The organism is Streptomyces sp. Tu 3180, assembly GCF_009852415.1.
GTDB lineage: Bacteria > Actinomycetota > Actinomycetes > Streptomycetales > Streptomycetaceae > Streptomyces.
Window position 1 is genome coordinate 2,987,584 of record NZ_WOXS01000002.1, and the last position, 19,490, is coordinate 3,007,073.

The 19,490-nt window shown below is 74.7% G+C and carries 17 protein-coding genes; 11 read left to right on the forward strand and 6 right to left on the reverse strand.

What is annotated here, in order from left to right; genetic code table 11:
• Position 1 precedes the first annotated feature (1 nt).
• A complete protein-coding gene (locus GL259_RS14380; protein WP_243762302.1) occupies positions 2-943 on the reverse strand; it encodes an EamA family transporter in 942 nt (313 codons plus the stop codon).
• 118 nt (positions 944-1,061) lie between these two features.
• Here GL259_RS14380 and GL259_RS14385 point away from each other — a divergent pair, with 118 nt between their 5' ends.
• A complete protein-coding gene (locus GL259_RS14385) occupies positions 1,062-1,571 on the forward strand; it encodes a MarR family transcriptional regulator (RefSeq protein ID WP_159532783.1) in 510 nt (169 codons plus the stop codon).
• A gap of 29 nt (positions 1,572-1,600) precedes the next feature.
• Here GL259_RS14385 and GL259_RS14390 read toward each other — a convergent pair whose 3' ends face one another.
• The gene (locus GL259_RS14390; RefSeq protein ID WP_159532785.1) at positions 1,601-3,148 is read right to left on the reverse strand and encodes an FAD-dependent monooxygenase; all 1,548 of its coding nucleotides are present in this window, start codon (positions 3,146-3,148) and stop codon (positions 1,601-1,603) included.
• A 144-nt stretch (positions 3,149-3,292) separates the two neighbouring features.
• Here GL259_RS14390 and GL259_RS14395 point away from each other — a divergent pair, with 144 nt between their 5' ends.
• Positions 3,293-3,949 carry a TetR family transcriptional regulator gene (locus GL259_RS14395; protein ID WP_159532787.1) on the forward strand — a complete coding sequence of 219 codons (657 nt, stop codon included), beginning with the start codon at positions 3,293-3,295 and terminating at the stop codon, positions 3,947-3,949.
• 200 nt (positions 3,950-4,149) lie between these two features.
• Here the strand turns inward: GL259_RS14395 and GL259_RS14400 are convergent, their stop codons facing one another.
• The 3 genes from GL259_RS14400 to GL259_RS14410 form a co-directional block, all read right to left on the reverse strand.
• The gene (locus GL259_RS14400; RefSeq protein ID WP_159532789.1) at positions 4,150-4,425 is read right to left on the reverse strand and encodes a hypothetical protein; all 276 of its coding nucleotides are present in this window, start codon (positions 4,423-4,425) and stop codon (positions 4,150-4,152) included.
• Positions 4,426-4,529: 104 nt separating this feature from the next.
• Positions 4,530-6,731 carry a 4-alpha-glucanotransferase gene (malQ, locus tag GL259_RS14405; protein ID WP_243762303.1) on the reverse strand — a complete coding sequence of 734 codons (2,202 nt, stop codon included), beginning with the start codon at positions 6,729-6,731 and terminating at the stop codon, positions 4,530-4,532.
• Positions 6,732-7,016, reverse strand: a complete 285-nt coding sequence (locus GL259_RS14410) for a hypothetical protein (RefSeq protein ID WP_159532791.1) — start codon at positions 7,014-7,016, stop codon at positions 6,732-6,734.
• A gap of 325 nt (positions 7,017-7,341) precedes the next feature.
• On the opposite strand from GL259_RS14410, the gene GL259_RS14415 reads away from it, so the two are divergent.
• The 5 genes from GL259_RS14415 (at position 7,342) to GL259_RS14435 (ending at position 13,604) form a co-directional block, all read left to right on the forward strand.
• Complete coding sequence (locus GL259_RS14415) at positions 7,342-10,218, forward strand: beta-N-acetylglucosaminidase domain-containing protein (protein ID WP_159532793.1); 2,877 nt, start codon at positions 7,342-7,344, stop codon at positions 10,216-10,218.
• Positions 10,219-10,510: 292 nt separating this feature from the next.
• The gene (locus GL259_RS14420) at positions 10,511-10,933 is read left to right on the forward strand and encodes a hypothetical protein (RefSeq protein ID WP_159532795.1); all 423 of its coding nucleotides are present in this window, start codon (positions 10,511-10,513) and stop codon (positions 10,931-10,933) included.
• Positions 10,934-11,359: 426 nt separating this feature from the next.
• Positions 11,360-12,286, forward strand: coding sequence for a hypothetical protein (locus GL259_RS14425; protein ID WP_159532797.1), 927 nt, complete (start codon positions 11,360-11,362; stop codon positions 12,284-12,286).
• Positions 12,283-12,864: a hypothetical protein gene (locus tag GL259_RS14430; protein ID WP_159532799.1), complete on the forward strand. Its 582-nt coding sequence runs from the start codon at positions 12,283-12,285 to the stop codon at positions 12,862-12,864. Before GL259_RS14425 ends, GL259_RS14430 begins: the two co-directional genes overlap by 4 nt.
• Positions 12,861-13,604, forward strand: coding sequence for an ATP-binding cassette domain-containing protein (locus tag GL259_RS14435; RefSeq protein ID WP_159532801.1), 744 nt, complete (start codon positions 12,861-12,863; stop codon positions 13,602-13,604). The genes GL259_RS14430 and GL259_RS14435 overlap by 4 nt, the downstream gene beginning before the upstream one ends.
• Before the next feature lie 71 nt (positions 13,605-13,675).
• On the opposite strand, the gene GL259_RS14440 is transcribed toward GL259_RS14435, so the two are convergent.
• Complete coding sequence (locus GL259_RS14440; protein ID WP_159532803.1) at positions 13,676-14,212, reverse strand: HNH endonuclease; 537 nt, start codon at positions 14,210-14,212, stop codon at positions 13,676-13,678.
• 306 nt (positions 14,213-14,518) lie between these two features.
• Here GL259_RS14440 and GL259_RS14445 point away from each other — a divergent pair, with 306 nt between their 5' ends.
• The 4 genes from GL259_RS14445 to GL259_RS14460 all read left to right on the forward strand — a co-directional run bounded on the left by GL259_RS14445 (position 14,519) and on the right by GL259_RS14460 (position 19,281).
• Complete coding sequence (locus GL259_RS14445) at positions 14,519-15,610, forward strand: mechanosensitive ion channel family protein (RefSeq protein ID WP_166461493.1); 1,092 nt, start codon at positions 14,519-14,521, stop codon at positions 15,608-15,610.
• 162 nt (positions 15,611-15,772) lie between these two features.
• Positions 15,773-16,987 (forward strand): ROK family transcriptional regulator, encoded by a 1,215-nt coding sequence (locus tag GL259_RS14450; RefSeq protein WP_159532807.1) that lies wholly within the window; start codon positions 15,773-15,775, stop codon positions 16,985-16,987.
• 66 nt (positions 16,988-17,053) lie between these two features.
• Positions 17,054-18,319 carry a 6-phospho-beta-glucosidase gene (locus GL259_RS14455; RefSeq protein ID WP_159532809.1) on the forward strand — a complete coding sequence of 422 codons (1,266 nt, stop codon included), beginning with the start codon at positions 17,054-17,056 and terminating at the stop codon, positions 18,317-18,319.
• Positions 18,310-19,281, forward strand: coding sequence for a BadF/BadG/BcrA/BcrD ATPase family protein (locus GL259_RS14460; RefSeq protein WP_159532811.1), 972 nt, complete (start codon positions 18,310-18,312; stop codon positions 19,279-19,281). The genes GL259_RS14455 and GL259_RS14460 overlap by 10 nt, the downstream gene beginning before the upstream one ends.
• Positions 19,282-19,490: the final 209 nt, after the last annotated feature.

The window sequence follows — 19,490 nt, forward strand, 5'->3', positions numbered from 1 at the left end:
GTCACTCGACGCGGACCGGCGTGCGGCCGCCGGGGGCTTCCGCACTCCTCCGGGGCCCGGCGGCGCGAAGCGCGGGGACCGTCCGGGTACGCGGAGCGATCTGGCCGGCCACCGTCGCCCCGAAGGCCAGCGCCGTGCCCGCCAGTTGCACCGGCGTCAGCGCCTCGCCGAGCGCCGCCCAGCCGACGGCGGCCGCGGTGAGCGGGGACAGCGGGCCGAGGAAGGTGACCTGCGTGGCGGTGAGGCGGCCGATGCCGCGGAACCAGAGCCAGTACGCGACCGCCGTGTTCGCCACGGCCAGGTAGAGGTAGCCGCCGACCGCCGGGCCGTCCAGCGCGGGCGGCGCGCCCTCGACCAGGAAGGCGAGCGGGGCGATGAGCAGGCCTCCCGCGGTGAGCTGCCAGCCGGTCAGGGCGAGCGGGCCGACCCCCTCGGGCCGGCCCCACCGCTCGGCGAGCACCGTGCCGGTGGACATGGAGGCCGTGGAGGCGAGCGCCGCGAGCACACCGAGCGGGTCCAGCGCCCCGGCCGCCCTCAGGACGACGAGGCTGACGCCGAAGGCGGCCACGGTTCCGGTGAGGAGGGCGCGCGCGGTCGGCCGCCGTCCCAGCAGCAGCGCCGAGAGGCCGACCACGAACAGCGGTCCGACCGAGCCGACCACCGCGGCCAGGCCTCCGGGCAGCCGGTACGCGGACAGGAACAGCAGCGGGAAGAAGGCACCGATGTTGAGCGCGCCGAGCACTGCCGCCTTCCCCCACCAGGCGCCGCGCGGCGGCACCCGGGCGAGCGCGAGCAGCAGCAGTCCGGCGGGCAGGGCGCGCACCAGGCCGGTGAACAGGGGGCGGTCGGCCGGGAGGAACTCGGTGGTGACCGCGTAGGTGGTGCCCCAGGAGGCGGGAGCGAGGGCGGTGAGCGTGATCAGGGTGGCGCGGTTCGCGGCCATGGGGACGCACCTCTTCCCGGGGTCGGCTTGGGTCGGCAGTAATTAGCTTAGCGCTAAGCAACTTTCCCGCAAGCTACTTTCTTGCGGGCGACCGGGAAGGGGACGGATACTCCTGCGCATGAGTGCACGCCCCGAGCAGCGCAGGGATCCCGTCGACGCGATCATCGAGCAGTGGGCCCGGGTCCGGCCGGACCTCGACACGGCCGCCATGGAGGTGTTCGGCCGCATCCACCGGCTCTCGCGCGCCATGGGCGACCGGATCGACAGGGCGTACGCCACGTACGGGATCTCGCGCGGGGAGTTCGACGTCCTCGCGACCCTGCGCCGCTCCGGCGAGCCCTACACCCTCTCCCCGCGCCAGCTCTCGGCCACGCTGATGCTCACCACCGGCGGGATGACGGGCCGCCTCGACAAACTGGAGCGGGCGGAACTGCTGCGCCGCTCCCCCCACCCGCACGACCGCCGGGGGCTCCAGGTCACGCTCACCGAGCGGGGACTGCGCCTGACCGACGAGGCGGTCGGCGCGGGCCTCGCCCTCCAGACGGAGGCCCTGTCCGCCCTGGGCGAGGAACGGGCGGCGCACCTGGCCGACCTGCTGCGCGAGTTGCTGCTCGCGACCGAGAGGTGACCGGGGCCGGCCGGGGGCGGGGCGCCCGCTCAGCCGACGTGAGCGGCGAGCGCGGCCTCGATCCCGGCCGGCCCGGCGGAGTCCGACGCCCACGCCACGTACCCGTCGGGCCGCACCAGCACGCTCGTCCGCCGGTCCGTGGCCCAGCGCTCCACCGCCAGCCGTTCCCCGCGCGCGCCCCCGCCGTCGTACGGCCCGGGCGTGATCAGCACGAACCGGCCGCCGCGCAGCGCCTGGTGCAGGCGGCGTCCGCCGGCGAGCGCGACGTCGGGGACGCGGGCGCCGGTCATCCGGTGGGCGCCGAAGGGCGCGGGGTACCGGACGCCGACCCCGGTGATCTGACCGACCGCCCTGCGGCGGACCGGGCCGACACGGTCGAGCACCGTCGTCAGGACCGCGCGCAGCGCCAGCGTCCAGGGGCGTCGGGCCATGGCGAGCCGGACGATGCCGCCGCTGCTGCGCAGCACCGCCCTGCCGACGGGGTGCCGCTCGGCCTGGTAGGTGTCGAGCAGTGACCCGGGGGCGTGACCGCCCAGCACCTGGGCGAGCTTCCAGCTCAGGTTGGACGCGTCCTGCAGACCGGTGTTCATGCCCTGCCCGCCGGCCGGGGTGTGGACGTGCGCGGCGTCCCCGGCGAGGAAGACGCGGCCCACGCGGTAGGCGGGCACCTGGCGCTCGTCGCTGTGGAAGCGGGACATCCAGCGGGCGTCGTGCATGCCGAAGTCCCGGCCGAGGGCGAGGCGGGTGATCTCCCTGATCTCGTCGAGGCCGAGGGGGGCGTCGTCGGGGACGTTCCGCCCCCGGTGCCAGCCGACGACGCGGTGGTAGCCGTCGCCGAAGGGGGCGAGGAAGGCGAAGGCGTCGCCGACGGCGTTCACGGTGAGCAGCGTTTCGGGCTGTTCGGCGAGCCGCACGTCCGCGAGGACGACCGACCGGATCACCGGGCGCCCGGGGAACGGCAGTCCGACCGCGGTCCGCACGGCACTGCGCATCCCGTCGGCCCCGACGACGTACGCGGCCCGCAGCCGCCCGCGCTCCCCGCCGGGCCCGGTGACGTCGACGGTCACGCCGTCGGCGTCCTGCCCGAGGGCGGTCACCTCGGTCTCGTACCGGAAGCCGGCGCCGGCCTCGCGGGCCCGCCGCAGCAGGACCTTCTCGACCTCGTACTGCGGGACGACGAGGAGGTGGCCGAAGCGGGAGGGGAGCGTGCCGAGGTCGAGGGTGAGCCGGCCGAAGAGGCGCAGCCGGTCCAGCGGGCGGCCGACCGCCTCCAGTTCGTCGGCGAGGCCACGGACGTCGAACTGTTCGAGGGTGCGGGCGTGCAGGACGAAGGCGCGGGAGAGGTTGCTGATCCCGTGCGGGCGCTTCTCGACGACGGTGACGGGGACACCGGCGGCGGCCAGGTCACCGGCCAGCAGCAGCCCGGTGGGACCGGAGCCGACGACGATCACGGCACGATCGTCGCGGGGGTCGCGGGGGTCGCGGCTGCGGTGGTCATCGCGGGAACCGCGGTCCTCGCGGATGTCGCGGGCGTCACGGGTGTCGCGGGCGTCACGGGTGTCGCGGGTGTCGCTCATCGGGGCCTCCCTGGGCGCAGGCCGTGCAGGCGTCAACACCTGTTTGCCAACATGTGTTGACCAACACTTGTGGACCACCGTAGGACGACATCACCAGGCAGTCAACAGTTGTTGGCCTACGCACGTTGGCCTACGGTTGCGGACATGTACGACAGCGACAGCACCAGCCACACGGACACGCGCAGGGACAAGGGCAAGGACAGGGAGAGGGAGAGCGGCGGCAGCGGCGGTGAGCCGGCGTCCGCCCGGCGGTCGGACTCCACCCGCGTCGCCATCCTGCACGCCGCACGCGAGCGGTTCGCCTCCGACGGGTACGACCGGGCGACCATCCGCGCCATCGCCCGGGACGCGAAGATCGACCCGTCGATGGTGATGCGCTACTACGGCAACAAGGAGGGCCTGTTCGCGGCGGCCGTCGCCGTCGACCTCGAGCTGCCCGACCTGGGCGCGCTGCCCCGGCCCGAGGTCGGGCGGGCGCTGGCGCGGCACTTCCTGGCGATGTGGGAGGGGAACGAGGTCCTCACCGCCCTGCTCCGGGTCGCCGCCACCAGCAGGGCCGGGGCCGAGCGCACCCAGGGCGTCTTCCGGGACCAGGTCCTCCCGGTCACCCGGCAGGTCTGCCCCGACCCCGAGCAGGTCCCGGCGCGCGCGGCGCTCGTCGCCTCGCAGCTGCTGGGGCTGGCACTCACCCGGTACGTCCTGCGCTTCCCTCCGGCGGCCGGTCTGAGCCGGGAGGAGATCGTGGCGTGGCTGGGGCCGACGCTGCAGCGGTACCTGACGGCACCGCATCCGGGAATCTGACGGCACCGCGTCCGGGCCGTCCGCACCGACCGGGCCGTCCGGCCCGACCCCGCCGGCCCGCGGCGTCCCTCCCGGAGCGGCGGGGACGCCGGGCAGCACCGAGGGCGCCGTCCCCGTCGTCGTGCGGCACGTGTGCGCGTACGGCGGGGGCGGCGCCCTCGGGAAGGTGCGCGGGGCCGGCTCGTCGGAGCCCGGGCCGGTCAGGCCTTGGCGTCGGCCTTGGTCCGGAGGTTGGAGCTGGTCGTGTCCTTCTTCTTGTGCGACTTGTCGCCGATCATCACCAGGGCGGCGATGACGACGAACAGCGCGATCGGAGCCACGACGTAGAGGCCCAGCGTCTCGACGACGCTCAGGCCCGTGCCGGGGTCGTCGCCGTCGTCGCGGTTGAGCGCGAGCGCGGGGGACGACATGAGCAGCATCATCAGCGTCGTACCGGCTGCCAGGGCGCCGGCGCGCAGGGCGTTCTTCTTGTCCACGCTGCACAAGGTAGCGAACGCGGGTGGGGAGTGCGCGTCCGGGGTGCCGTACGCGCCTTCTCGCCGCACGCCCGCGTCACCCCGCTCGCCCTCCCGCCCTCGTCTCACCCGCCCTCCCGCTCCCCGTTCCGCTCGCCCTCCCGCTCCCCGTTCCGCTCATCGCCCCGCTGCTCCTCCGGACCCGTGGGGGCGGCCCGCACGGGCCCGTGCGGGCCGCTCCCACGGCCGATGTCCGTCCGGAGCACCTCGAGCAGCGCCCGCAGCCTCGGCGACGCCGCCAGTTCCTCCAGCGTCACCGGGCGGCCCTGCGCGTCGGCGATCGGCAGACGCCAGTTCGGGTACTGGTCCCAGGTCCCGGGGAGGTTCTGCGGGCGCCGGTCGCCCACGCCGTCGGGGAGCCAGACGCCTACCAGGCGGGCCGGGGTGCGCAGCAGGTAGCGGTGCACGGCCCGGATCCCGTCCTCCTCCGCGGAGGTTCCGGTTCCGCCGGTGCCGCCCCGCAGCAGACCGAGTCCGGCCAGCAGCTCCAGCCACTCCGCCGTGTCGGCGGCGGCCTCGGCGCGCTCCTCGGCCGGAGGGCGGGTGAGCAGGCCCAGGCCGGCGCGGAGGTCGACGTGTTCGCCGGTGAGGCGGGCGGCGGTGGGCGGCAGGTCGTGGGTGGTGGCGGTGGCCAGGCAGTCGGCGCGCCAGCGCTCCGGCGGCAGCGGGCGGCCGTCGCCCTCCCAGTCCCGTTCGAACCAGAGCACCGAGGTGCCGTACACCCCGCGCTCGCGCAGCGCCTCGCGCACGCCGGGCTCGACCGTGCCCAGGTCCTCGCCGATCACCACCGCCCCGGCCCGGGACGCCTCCAGGACGAGGACGGCGAGCATGGCCTCGGCGTCGTAGCGGACGTAGGTGCCCTCGGTGGGCGGGTGGCCCTCGGGCACCCACCAGAGCCGGAACAGGCCCATGACGTGGTCGATGCGCAGCGCGCCCGCGTACCGGAAGAGGGCCCGGAGCAGGGCGCGGAAGGGGGCGTAGCCGGACTCGGCGAGCCGGTCCGGGCGCCAGGGCGGCAGGCCCCAGTCCTGACCGCGCGCGTTGAAGGCGTCCGGGGGCGCGCCGACGGACGTGCCGGGCGCGAAGTACTCCTGTTGCGCCCAGGCGTCGGCGCCGCCGGGGTGCACGCCGACGGCGAGGTCGTGCACGATCCCGACCGGCATCCCGGCCTCGCGCGCGGTGCGCTGGGCGTCGGTGAGCTGGGCGTCGGTGAGCCAGGCGAGGCGGGAGTGGAAGTCGACGCGGTCCGCCAGCTCGCGCCGGGCGCGGGCGGTCTCGGACGAGCGCGGGTCGCGCAGGCCGGCGGGCCACCGGTGCCAGTCGGCGCCGTGCACCTCGGCGAGCGCGCACCAGGTGGCGTGGTCCTCCAGGGCCCGGCCCTGGCCGGCGAGGAAGTCGCGGTAGGCGGCGTGCCGCCCGGGTCCGAGCGGGACCGCGTGCGCCAGCTCCAGCGCCTCGCGCTTGGCCTCCCACACGGCGTCCCGGTCGATCAGCGCGCCCCGCTCCAGCACCGCCTCGCGCAGCCGTCCCGCCCGCTCCAGCAGGGCGCGCACGCGCTCGCGGTCCTCGACGTGGGCGAACTCGGGGACGGCCTCGATCCGCAGGTGCACCGGGTCGGGGAAGCGGCGCGAGGAGGGGCGGTACGGGGAGGGATCGGTCGGGGCGCCGGGGACGGCCGCGTGCAGGGGGTTGACCTGGACGAACCCGGCGCCGAGGGTGCGTCCCGCCCAGCCGGCGAGTTCACCGAGGTCCCCCAGGTCGCCCATGCCCCAGGAGCGGCGGGAGAGGAGGGAGTAGAGCTGGACGAGGAGGCCGTACGAGCGGCCCGGGGGCGCGGGCAGGCGGGGCGGGGCGACGATCAGGTGGGCACGGGCGGCGCGGCCGTCGGGGGCGGTGGCGGTCACCTCGTGCACGCCGGGCGGGAGGTGTCCGGCCGACGCGCGGGTCTCGCCCTGTTCGGTGCGCACGCGCAGCCGGGTGCCCTCGGGGAGCGCGGCGAGCGCGGGCGGGACGTCCGTGCCCCAGCCGACCACGGTGGGCGGCAGCAGCCGCTCGTCCCGTTCCCGTTCCCCGGCGGTGAGCGCGGCGCGGACGGCGTCGGGGGTGCCCGCGTCCACGCCGAGGGCGGCCAGCGCGCGCGTGACGGCGGTGGCCGAGGCGGTGACCGTGCGGTCCGGGGAGGGGCGGTAGGAGGTGGCGACGCCGTGCAGGGCGGCGAGCCGGGACAGGTCCTCGGAAGGGGGCTCGGCCGGCCGGGACGCGGTCACCTAGGGCTCCGGGCGGTACTGGGCCGGGAAGGAGTCGAGTCCCGAGGCGTCCGTGGCGGCGTCGGACTCGCTGGTCAGGGGGGCGGTGTCGGCGAGCGGGGGCTCGCTGGTGAGGGGTTCGGCGTCGGGCAGCGGGGGTTCGCTGGTGAGCGGGACCTCGGTGCAGGGCCCTTCGGCGCTGAAGACGCACAGGTGCAGGCCCTCGGGGCCGGCGGGCGGTGCGGCGGACGGCTCCGCCGTGGGTTTGGACAGGGCCGGGGACGGTACGTACGCCGGTGCAGCCACAGGTGGCCTCCTCGTCGGGCACTGCTCGCGCCGCTCGGCGGATCACGCGAGCAGCGGTGCGGGTCGTTCGTGCGGGTTACCTCGCAGCCCTACCCAGCGGGCGCGAGGCCAGACGCGCGAACTCGCACAACGTGCTTCTGCTCACACTCTCTCCGCGTTCCCTCACTCCACAGTGGGACAAACACGCCACAACGGCCACTCTCATTGACACGTTCACCGCAGGAATGGTGGGCTCGGGCTGCTCGGTAACGGATCGGACACGGTCGTCGGCCACGGGGATTCGGACGGCCGTCGGGCGACCGGGGTCGGGCGACGAGGAGGGGCTGTGCAGTTGGGGCGTGGGAGAAGGGCGGCCGCCCTCGCGTTCGCCGTCGTCGCCGGGACCCTGGGCGCCGCGCCCGCCTCCGTGGCGGCCCCGCCCGCGCCCGGGACGACCACGGCGCCCGTTCCCGAGACGGCCGGGGCGGAACTGTCCGTGTGGCCGCGCCCGCACTCCCTGCGCGCGAACGGCGCCCCGGTCGCGGTGACCGGCGAGGTCGCCCTGCTCGCGGACGCGACGGCCGACGCGTACGCCCTCGACGCGCTGCGCGCGCTGCTGCGGCAGGCCGGAGCGCGCCGGTTCACCGCCCCCGGCGCACCGGTGCCCGAGGGGGCGCTCGTGGTGCGCGTGAGCATGGAACGTCCCACGGGCGACCCCCGGCACGCCCTTCCCGCGGGCGGCTACACGCTCACCACCGGCCGGGGCGCCGTCTCCCTCACCGGGGCGGACGGCGACGGCCTGTTCCACGCCGTGCAGACGCTGCGCCAGCTCCTGCGCCCGGACGGCCGCCTCGCCGCGGCGGTCGTCCGGGACTGGCCGGGCACCGCCGTGCGCGGCGTCACCGAGGGCTTCTACGGCACCCCGTGGACGCACCGGCAGCGGCTGGAGCAGCTGGACTTCATGGGCCGCACCAAGCAGAACCGGTACCTCTACGCGCCCGGTGACGACCTGCACCGGCAGGCCCGCTGGCGTGAGCCGTACCCGGCCGAACGGCGCGCGGAGTTCCGGGAGCTGGCCGAGCGGGCCCGGCGCAACCACGTCACGCTCGGCTGGGCGGTGGCGCCGGGCCAGGCGATGTGCTTCGCCTCGGACGCCGACCTGCGCGCGCTGAACCGCAAGCTCGACGCGATGTGGGCCCTGGGGTTCCGCACCTTCCAGCTCCAGTTCCAGGACGTCAGCTACAGCGAGTGGCACTGCGGGGCGGACGCCGACCGGTTCGGCTCCGGCCCCGGGGCCGCCGCCCGCGCCCAGGCCCGCGTGGCGAACGCGGTGGCCCGTCACCTGGCGGACCGCCACCCGGGCTCGGCCGCGCTGTCCCTGATGCCCACCGAGTACTACGAGGAGGGCTCGACCGCCTACCGGCGCGCCCTCGCGAGGGCCCTGGACCCGGGCGTCGAGGTGGCGTGGACCGGGGTCGGGGTGGTGCCGCGCACCATCACGGGCCGCGAACTGGCCGAGGCGCGCGAGGTGTTCGCGCACCCGCTGGTGACCATGGACAACTACCCGGTGAACGACTACGCCCCCGGCCGGATCTTCCTCGGCCCCTACCAGGGCCGCGAACCGGCCGTCGCCGCGGGCTCGGCCGCCCTGCTCGCCAACGCGATGGAGCAGCCCGAGGCGTCCCGCATCCCGCTGTTCACCGCCGCCGACTTCGCCTGGAACCCGCGCGACTACCGCCCCCGGGAGTCCTGGCGGGCCGCGATCGCCGACCTCGCGGGCGGCGACGACGGCCGCCGGGAGGCCCTGGCCGCGCTCGCGGGGAACACCGCGTCCTCGGTCCTGGGCGGCGAGGAGTCGGCGTACCTGCGTCCGCTGCTGGAGGACTTCTGGCGGGCCCGGGGCCGGACCGCCGCCCGCGGCGAGGACGAGCCCGGGGCCGCCCGCCGCCTGCGGGCCGCCTTCACGGTGCTGCGCGAGACGCCGCGGCGGCTGTCCGGCACCGCGCTCGCGGTCGAGGTGGCCCCCTGGACCGGGCAGCTGGCCCGCTACGGCGACGCCGGCCTCACGGCCCTGGACATGCTGGACGCCCAGCGCGCCGGGGACGCGGGCGCCGCCTGGACGGCGTACCGGAGGCTGGGCGAGCAGCGGGCGCGGCTGGAGTCCACGCGGGTGACGGTCGGCAAGGGCGTCCTGGACCCGTTCCTGAGCCGGGCGCAGAAGGCGTACGAGAGCTGGGCCGGCATCGACCACGAGCCGCCCGCGCGCTCCGGCGGCCAGGACGACGGGCGCACCCTGCTCCTCGCGCGGGCCCGCTCCCTGAGCGCCGTGACGGTGCTCACCGAGCCCGGCACGCACGGGACGGTGGAGATCCGCGTGCCGGGCGAGGGCTGGCGCCGCCTCGGCGCGCTGTCCGGCACGGGCGCCACCGAGCTGCGGACCGGCGGACCGGCCGACGCCGTCCGGGTCACCGGCGCCGGCCCCGACCGGGTCCGGCACCTGATCCCCTGGTACGCGGACGCGTCCGCCGCCTCCCTGGAGCTGCCCGGCGACCGGGCGGACGCCGACATCGGCGGCACCCTGCGGCTGACGGCCGTCCTCGGCTCGCTGCGCCCCGACGAGGTGCGCGGCAGGCTGACCGCCGAGGCCCCCGAGGGCCTGCGGGTCCGGGTCCCCGAGGGCGCGCTGACCGTGCCGCGCGGCACGCCGCTGGAGGTGCCGGTCGAGGTGACCGTGGAGCCGGGCACGCCGGCCCGGTCGTACGAGGTCCGGCTCGGCTTCGGCGGGGCGAGCCGCACGCTGACCGTCCACGCCGTCCCGCGCACCGCCGGCCCCGACCTGGCCCGCACCGGCCGGGCGAGCTCCTCGGCCGACGAGACCCCCGACTTCCCCGCCCCGGCGGCGAACGACGGCGACCCGGCCACCCGCTGGTCGTCCCCGGTCGACGACGACGCCTGGTGGCAGGTCGAGCTGGAGCGCCCGGTGCGGCTCGGGAAGGTCGCGCTGCACTGGCAGGACGCGTACCCGTCGGCGTACCGCGTCGAGGTCTCGGCGGACGGCCGCACCTGGCGCACCGCGGCGACGGTGCGGGACGGGCACGGCGGCCGGGAGACCGTCCGCATGGACGAGCGCGACGTGCGCCACGTCCGCGTCCAGGGCGAGAGGCGGGCCACGCCCTACGGCTACTCGCTGTGGTCGGTGGAGGCGTACTCGGTCGCGGACTGACCCCGCGGACGGCACCGCACCGCCCAGCTCGCGGGCGATCGGACGCCCCGCCGTCAGGGGCCCGAAGGGACTGTCTCGGCAAACGAACGACAGTAAACAAGTCCGCATTGGGTGCATGGGTGATAAAAGTTCAACAATGGCCACATGAATAAAAGTTGACGCTTCGTTAAACGCGCTGGTACCTTCCCGAGACAGGCCAGCACACCACGGCCTTACGGGGGATGGAAAATGTGAGGGGATTCGTATCTTCACAGCGCCTGCCCCGTGCCTTTCACACGAAACACAGGGGAAAATGAAGAACAGCGCACGAATTTCCACGATCGCCGGTACGGCAGCGGTGATCACCCTCGCACTGGCCCCCCTCGCCGAGGCCAACTGGAGCAGCTCCATAACGGCCGCCAGCGTGGGCTTCGAATCCCGGCGCTGGTCGGACGAGCTGTACTCGCAGGTCCAGTTCACGGACTGCAGGACGGACGGCTCCAAGAGCACCGACGTGCAGATGTGGCGGGACAGGACCGCACTGCCGGACCTGTCCTACGACAACAAGACGTTCACCGCCTGCTTCAGCGGCGGCACCAGCAACGGCGAGTGGACCGACCTGCCGGCCGGCATGAACGACTACTACTTCAAGATCATGAAGATCGGTGGCTCCACGTTCGGCCCGCAGCTGAGCGTGAGCACGGTCACGGTGGACACCACCAAGGCCGACGGCTGACGTATCCAGCGACCGGGGGGTGCTCTTCTGGAGCACCCCCCCGTCCGGCCGTCGAGCATTCAGTGAGGCTCAATGAAATTCACGACAAGTCTGCGCAGTGGAAGTGTGCGATGGGCCGCCCCCGTCGTTCTCCTGCTGACACTCTTCTATTACATGGCGGGAGAGACCGCTCCTCTCTCCAGTTACTACCATTATGCGCCGACTATTGTCGCAGAGCCGCTCACGAGCCTTTATGCGTTGGCTTATGCGGTGGCAGCGGCACTTGCCTGCTGGGAGAGCGGGCGCCTGCGGAGTGCCCGGATATGGTCGCTGGCCCCGGCCCGCTCTCGCTATCTGATCGCGGCGAATGTCCTGGCCCCGGTGATCCTGCTTTCGTGGCTCGTTCTCCTCGCTCCACCGGCGATCTCACTTGTGCGGTCGGCAACGATGCCCAGCCTCGACAGCCTGCGGCTGCCGCTCGCCGCGATGGTGCTGTGCGTTGCGCACGCCGTCCTCGGATTCGCCGTCGGTTGCCGGGTCCCGCGCGTCATCGCCACGCCGATCGTGGCCGTGGTCGACTGGGTCGCTGTCGCCTTCACCAGCGCGGTCCTGCCCTACTGGCCTCGCCATGTCTCCGGACAGTTCGGGAGCATAGGTTTCGGGGAGGTGCCCAGCCTTGTGGCGGCGGGGGTGCCCGTGCTGCTGGCCGGCGGCGTCGCCGCGGGGCTGATGATCCTGTGGCTGCCCTACGGGTGGCGCGCGCTGCGGGTCGCCGTCGCGGCTGCCGTCGCCGTGGGCGGGGTCTTCGGGGCTTATCGCACGGCCGCCGACTGGCCGGCCACCCCGCCGCTGACCGCCGGGAACGTGGCGATGAAGTGCGCGGGCAGCGCACCGCGCATGTGTGTACCGGAGTTCAACGCGCGCCATCTGCCGCAGGTCCAGCGCGACACCGCCAAGGCCCTGCGCGTGCTGCGTGACGCCGGAGCGACCTCGGCACAGCCCCGTCTCATCACCGACGGCTACGTCGACGGGCGCCTCCAGAAGCCCTCCACGGATACGGTGTGGCGCATGATGCTGACCCGTCAGGTCCCGAGGGGTGACGCCGTGTACCAGGTCGTGGTGCAGTCCCTGCATTTCCGGTGCAAGCAGGTCGACGTCCGTACCGCCCACTCGGCCTGGCTGTGGGCCGCCATGAGGACCGGCCAGGAGAAGGCGTACCAGATGCGCCGGGAGCAGGAGGGTCTGGATCCTACGGCCCTGCAGGTGGAGAAGCAGGTCCGGGCCGACGTCACCCAGGTGCTGGCCCAGCCGCAGGCGGAGCAGACCGAGTGGATCAGGAAGACGCTCGACACATGTGAAGCGAAGACCTCGTGAGGTGGTGGTTCAAGGCCCGCAAGGGTCACACGCTGCTGCCGCTCGGCCTGGCCGTCTTCGCCGTCGCCCTGTACGCGATGCAGGACACCACGGTGCTGCTGCCGGCCATCCTCGGCCGGCCCCGGGTCGCGCTCTCGCTCTTCGTTCCCGTCCCTCTGCTCGCTTTCCTGATGGCAGTTCTGGAATCGCGGCTTCCCGCGGCTGAGGCATCCGGAGTCCGGTCCATGACGCGGCTCGACAACGGGCTCGTCACCGCGATCGTGGCCGCGGCGGTGCTGTGCAGCGTTCTCATCGCCTCCGTGCAGGGGACGGCCGCGGCCACGACTGGTGGCCGCAACGCCGTGTTCCTGACAGGCCTGATGCTGATCGGACGCGCGTGGGCCGGTCAGGCGGCGGTGATGCTCCCCGTGGGCTGGCTCGTCACCGTCGTACTCGTGGGGTTCCACGCGAACAACACCCCGCGCCCCTGGACCGTCATCGCACTTCCCGCGGACGACGTGTTCGCGGCAGCCGCCTCCCTGGTGGTGTTCGCCATCGGCCTCGCCGCCCAGGTCCGCTCGTCGAGGAAAACAGCGTGACACTCGAACTCAGCAACATCACCTACAGCTACCGTCGCTGGAAGCCGCCGGTCCTGCAGGACTTCTCCCACGCCCTGCCGGACGGCCTCACCGTCCTGCTCGGTCCCAACGGCGCCGGCAAGTCCACCCTGCTGAAGCTCGCGGCCTCGGTGACCAGACCGAACAAGGGCCGCGTGGCTCTGGACGGCGCCCCGGCGGGCACCTCGGCGTACCGGCGGGCCGTGGCGTGGATGCCGCAGGACATCGTGCCCATGCCGACGCTCACGGCGCGTGAGTACGTGGCCTACGTCGGCTGGCTGAAGGGCATGAACCGTACGGATGCCTGGAAGCAGGCGCGCAAGGCGTTGGTGCGCGTGGACCTGACCGACAAGATCGACGCCCGCACCAGCCAGCTCTCCGGCGGCCAGCTGCGGCGAGTGGGCGTCGCCGGTGCGCTCGTGCACGGGGCGCGTGTCCTCCTGCTGGACGAGCCCACCGCGGGAATGGACCCCTACCAGCGCCGTGTGTTCCGCGACATCCTGCGGGGACTCACCGGTGACGTGCGGGTCCTGCTGTCCACGCACGACGTCGCCGACCTCGCGGAGGAGGCGGACCACGTCACCGTCATGTACGGGGGCAGGATCCTCCACCAGGGCGACACCCGCGCGTTCCTGAGCCACACGCCGCCCGGGACCCTCGAGGGACGCGCGGCCGAAGCGGCGTACACCGCCCTGCTCAGGAACAGCGGCGTCGCCGGCTGACCCCGACCGTGGTGCCGGAACCGCGCGCTGCGGGTGCACCGGCACCACGAACGCGAAGGCCCGGGTCGTCGTCAGGCGGAGATGCCGTCGATCCGGGCCATCGCGTCGTCCGCGCCGTACGGCTGCAGGTAGGGCAGCCAGCGCGGGTCCCTGTGGCCGGTGCCGATGATGCGCCAGGCCAGACCGGTGGGCGGGGCGGGTTTGTGGCGCAGCCGCCAGCCCAGTTCGAACAGGTGGCGGTCGGCCTTCACGTGGTTGCAGCGGCGGCAGGAGGCCACCACGTTGTCCCAGACGTGCTTGCCCCCGCGGCTGCGCGGGATGACGTGGTCGACGCTGGTCGCGACACCACCGCAGTACATGCACCGGCCCCCGTCGCGGGCGAACAGCGCCCGGCGGGTCAGTGGGACGGGCCCCCGGTAGGGGACCCGCACGAAACGCTTGAGCCGGACCACGCTGGGTGCGGGGACGGTGACGGTCGCGCTGTGCAGATAGGCGCCGGACTCCTCGAGGCAGACTGCCTTGTTCTCGAGGACGAGCACGAGCGCGCGGCGGAGCGGTACGACGCCGAGCGGCTCGTACGACGCGTTGAGGACCAGGACATGCGGCACGGAGGGCCTCCTTGTACGCCGGCGGCGCGTGGCTCGCGCCGGGACGATTTCGTAGTCAGTCTCCCCTCATGCCTGGTGGGCGCGCCACCATGTCCCGGTAACGGGCTGGGAGTGTTTTCGACCACATCCTGATTCCTCCCCAGGATCATGGCCTGTTCAAGCACGGGTGAGGCCTGTCTCTTCTTCACACATCGGGCCGATCCCCCCACAATGCCCCGTTAGTGTGGTGGTTCTGCCCGCGCCGGTGACCTTTCCGTGACCTTGACCGCCGCACCGGGGGCAGACGTGCACCTGGAGGTACCTGCCGTGTCCTTGTCCGCCGTGCTGTCGGCCGACAGCCCGTCGCCCGTGCCCTCGGAGTCCCAGGCGCCACGCGTGCCCTCGCTCCAGGACGCCCAGGAGACCGCCGGCAACGCCGCCGGCTGGGTGGAGGAGAACTGGTCGACGTGGCTCGCGATCGGGCTCCGGGTCCTGCTGATCGTGGTGATAGCTGCGGTGCTGCGCGTGGTGGTGCGGCGGGCGATCACCAAGCTGATCGACCGCATGTCCCGCACCGGGCAGGCGGTGGACGGCAGCGCGCTCGGCGGGCTGCTGGTCAACGCCGAACGGCGGCGCCAGCGCTCGCAGGCGATCGGCTCGGTGCTGCGCTCGGTGGCGTCGTTCCTGATCCTGGGCACGGCCGCGCTGATGGTCCTCGGCACCTTCCAGATCAACCTGGCCCCGCTGCTGGCCTCGGCCGGCGTCGCCGGTGTGGCGATCGGCTTCGGCGCGCGCAACCTGGTGACGGACTTCCTCTCCGGCGTCTTCATGATCCTGGAGGACCAGTACGGCGTCGGCGACACGATCGACGCCGGGGTGGCCGCCGGCGAGGTCATCGAGGTCGGGCTGCGAGTGACCAAGCTGCGCGGCGAGGGCGGCGAGATCTGGTACGTCCGCAACGGCGAGGTCAAGCGCATCGGCAACCTCTCCCAGGGCTGGGCGACCGCCAACGTGGACGTCACGGTCCGCGCGGACGAGGACCTGGACCGGGTGCGGGCCACGCTGGGCGAGGTCGCCGAGAAGATGGGCAAGGAGGAGCCCTGGAACGAGCTCCTGTGGGGCCCGATCGAGGTGCTCGGCCTGGACTCGGTGCTGCTGGACTCGATGGTGATGCGCGTCTCGGGCAAGACGATGCCCGGCAAGTCCCTGACCGTGGAGCGCGAGCTGCGCTGGCGCGTCAAGCGCGCCTTCGACGCGGCCGGCATCCGCATCGTTGGCGGCGCCACGGCCGCGGAGGACGTGGAGGCCGCCGCCCCCGACCCGACGGCGGGCGTCGCCCCTCCCTCCGCCTACGCGAGCACGGCCTCCCCGCAGTCGGCCGCCGCGTCCCCGCTGCCCCCGCCGAGCACCACCAAGTGACCACCCCGTGGGAGGGGCGGCGTCCGGAAACGCTTCCGGACGCCGCCCCTCTCCCGTGTCCGCCCCCTCTTGACGCCTCCCCGTCACGGGCCTACGTTCCCCCCACCGAAAGGAAACTTTCCTAACCGTCGTCGGCGCGCGGAAGGGCAGGTGGCGCACCCCGTGGCAGGAACCGCCGGCACACCGGGCACCCCGCGCGTGCTGCGCGCCATGAACGACCGCGCCGCCCTGGACCTCCTGCTGGAGCACGGGCCGCTGTCGCGCACCCGGATCGGCAGGCTCACCGGCCTGTCCAAGCCGACCGCCTCCCAGCTCCTGGCCCGCCTGGAAGCGGCCGGGCTGGTCCTGGCCGCCGGCACCACCGAGGGCCGCCCCGGCCCCGGCGCCCGGCTGTACGAGGTCAACCCGGCCACCGCACACGTCGCCGGGCTGGACGTCACCCCGGAGCGGATCCGCGCCGCCGTCGCCGACATCACCGGCCGCACGGTCGGCCGGCACGAACTGCCCACCTCCGGCCGCCGCTCCGGCACCCCCGTCGTCCGCCGGGTCACCGACGCCCTGGACGGCGCCGTGAAGGCGGCGGGACTGTCCCGCGCCGACCTCCACCGCCTGGTCATCGGCACCCCGGGCGCCTTCGACCCGAACACCGGCCGCCTGCGCTACGCCTCCCACCTGCCCGGCTGGCACTCCCCCGCGCTGCTCGACGAACTCGCCGCCGCGCTGCCCGTGCCCTTCGCCTACGAGAACGACGTCAACCTGGTCGCCCTCGCCGAACAGCGCCTGGGGGCGGCCCGGAACCACACCGACTTCGTCCTGCTCTGGAACCAGGAGGGCCTGGGCGCCGCCCTGGTGCTCGGCGGGCGGCTGCACCGGGGCTTCACCGGCGGCGCGGGCGAGGTCGGCTTCCTGCCGGTGCCGGGCACCCCCCTGGTCCGCCGGGTCACCAGGGCGGGCAGCGGCGGCTACCAGGAGCTGGCCGGTCCCCGGGCCGTCCTGGGGCTGGCCCGCGAACTGGGCGTCGAGGACATCCCGCGGGGCCCGTGCGCCGAGGTGGCCGCCGCCCTCGTCGAACGTGCCGCCGCCGACCCGGACGACGAGGCCCACCACCGGTTCCTGAGGGCCTACGCCACCCGCCTGGCCACCGGCCTCGCCTCCCTGGTCTGCGTCCTCGACCCCGAACTCGTCGTCCTGAGCGGCACCGGCCTCACCTCCGGCGGCGAGGTGCTGCGCGCCCTGATCCGGGCCGAACTGGAGGAACTGGCCGCGGCCCGCCCGCGCCTGGTGCTGGGCGGCGTCCGCGAACACCCCGTGCTGCGCGGCGCGCTGGAGAGCGCGCTGGCGACGACCCGCGACGAGGTCTTCGACACCTCCCGCTGACCGCCCCGCGCCGTGCCGGCCGCGCCGCGGCGGGGACGGCGCCCTCGTCCGAGCGAAGGGAAGGCCATGAAACTCACCGTCGTGGGCGGAGGCTCGACCTACACGCCCGAACTCGTCGACGGCTTCGCCCGCCTGCGGGACGCGCTCCCCCTCACCGAACTGGTCCTCACCGACCCGGCGACGGACCGCCTGGACCTCGTCGCGCCCCTGTCCCGCCGCATCTTCGCCCGCCGGGGCCACCCCGGCAGGATCACCACCACCACCGACCTGGACGCGGCGGTGGACGGCGCCGACGCGGTCCTCCTCCAGCTGCGCGTGGGCGGCCAGGCGGCCCGGCAGCAGGACGAGACCTGGCCCCTGGAGTGCGGCTGCGTGGGCCAGGAGACCACCGGCGCCGGCGGCCTGGCCAAGGCGCTGCGCACGGTCCCGGTCGTCCTGGACATCGCCGACCGGGTCCGCCGCGCCAGCCCCGGCGCCTGGATCATCGACTTCACCAACCCCGTCGGCATCGTCACCCGCGCCCTGCTGCGGGCCGGCCACCGGGCGGTGGGCCTGTGCAACGTGGCCATCGGCCTCCAGCGCACGTTCGCCGCCCGCCTCGGCACCGACCCCGCCGGCCTGCACCTGGACCACGTGGGCCTGAACCACCTCACCTGGGAGACGGCGGTGCGCCTCGGCGGCCCCGGGGGCGAGGACGTCCTGCCCCGCCTCCTCGCCGGCCACGGCGACGCGATCGCCGCCGACCTGCGGCTGCCCCGCGCCCTCCTGGACCGCCTGGGGGCCGTCCCCTCCTACTACCTGCGCTACTACTACGCCCACGACGAGGTCGTGCGGGAGCTGCGCACCAGGCCCTCCCGGGCCGCCGAGGTCGCCGACATGGAGCGCCGCCTGCTCGCCCTCTACGCCGACCCCGCCCTCGACGAGAAGCCGGCCCTCCTGGCACAACGCGGCGGCGCCTACTACTCCGAGGCGGCGGTGGACCTCGCCGCCGCCCTCCTGCGCGGCGCCGGAAGCCCCCACCAGGTGGTCAACACCCTCAACGACGGCACCCTCCCCTTCCTGCCCGACGACGCGGTGATCGAGGTCCAGGCCGCCGTCGGCCCGAAGGGCGCGGCCCCCCTGCCCGCGGCCCCCGTCGACCCCCTCTTCGCGGGACTGATGGCGAACGTCACCGCGTACGAGGACCTCGCCCTGGAAGCCGCCCTGCACGGCACCCGCGCCCGCGTGTTCCGCGCCCTCCTCGCCCACCCCCTGATCGGCCAGTACGAGTACGCCGACCGCCTCGCCGACACCCTGATCGCACACAACCGGGAGCACCTCGCGTGGGCCTGACCGCGGGCGTGCTCGCCGTCGACGCCGGCAACAGCAAGACGGACGTGGCCGTGGTCGCCCCCGACGGCACGGTCCTCGCCACGGCCCGGGGCGCGGGCTTCCGCCCGCCCGCCGTGGGCCTGGACACGGCGATGGCCGCCCTGTCCGCCACCGTCGCCCGGGCCCTCGCCGCCGCCCGCACGCCCACCGTCGCCCATGTCTCGGCCTGCCTGGCCAACGCGGACCTCCCGGTCGAGGAACGACAGCTCGCCGCGGCCCTGCGGGCCCGCGGCTGGGGCACCACCGTCGAGGTCCGCAACGACACCTTCGCCGTCCTGCGCGCCGGGGTCACCGAACCCCGCGGCGTGGCCGTGGTCTGCGGCGCGGGCATCAACTGCGTCGGCATGCGCCCCGACGGCCGCACCGCCCGCTTCCCGGCCCTCGGCCGCATCTCCGGTGACTGGGGCGGCGGCTGGGCCCTGGCCGAGGAGGCCCTCTGGCACGCGGCCCGCGCCCAGGACGGCCGCGGCGCCCCCACCGCCCTGGCCCGCACCCTCCCGGCCCACTTCGGCCTCCCCGACGTGCCGGCCCTCGTCGAGGCCCTGCACCTGCGCCACGTCCCCCCGGCCCGCCGCCACGAACTGACCCCGGTGCTCTTCGCCACGGCGGCCGGCGGCGACCCCGTCGCCCGGGCGATCGTCGACCGCCAGGCCGACGAGGTCGTCACGATGGCCACGGTCGCCCTGGCCCGCCTCGGCCTCCTCGACGAGGAGACCCCCGTCGTCCTGGGCGGCGGTGTCCTGGCGGCCGGGCACCCCCGGCTCACCGACCGCGTCCGCGCCCTCCTCGCCGACCGGGCCCCCAGGGCCGTCCCCCGGACCGTCACCGCCGCCCCGGTCCTGGGCGCGGCCCTCCTGGGCCTCGACCGCCTGGCGGCCCCACCGGAGTCCCACCACCGCCTGCGGGCGCACTACGAGACCTGACGGCGCGGCGTGCGGCGGGAGGTGACGGGGCGTCCGCCCGCGGCGGCCGGCGCGTCGGCGTCCGCACCGGGAACCGAACGGATTCCCCGGGCGTGTTCGTGGGCAGGGGGTGGTGCGGGACGGAGAACCACGCCGGAACTCCCGGCGACCGCAACGCGATCGGTCCAAGATCGCGCCAACCCGGTGCGGATGCCGGTCCCGGCAGCGAT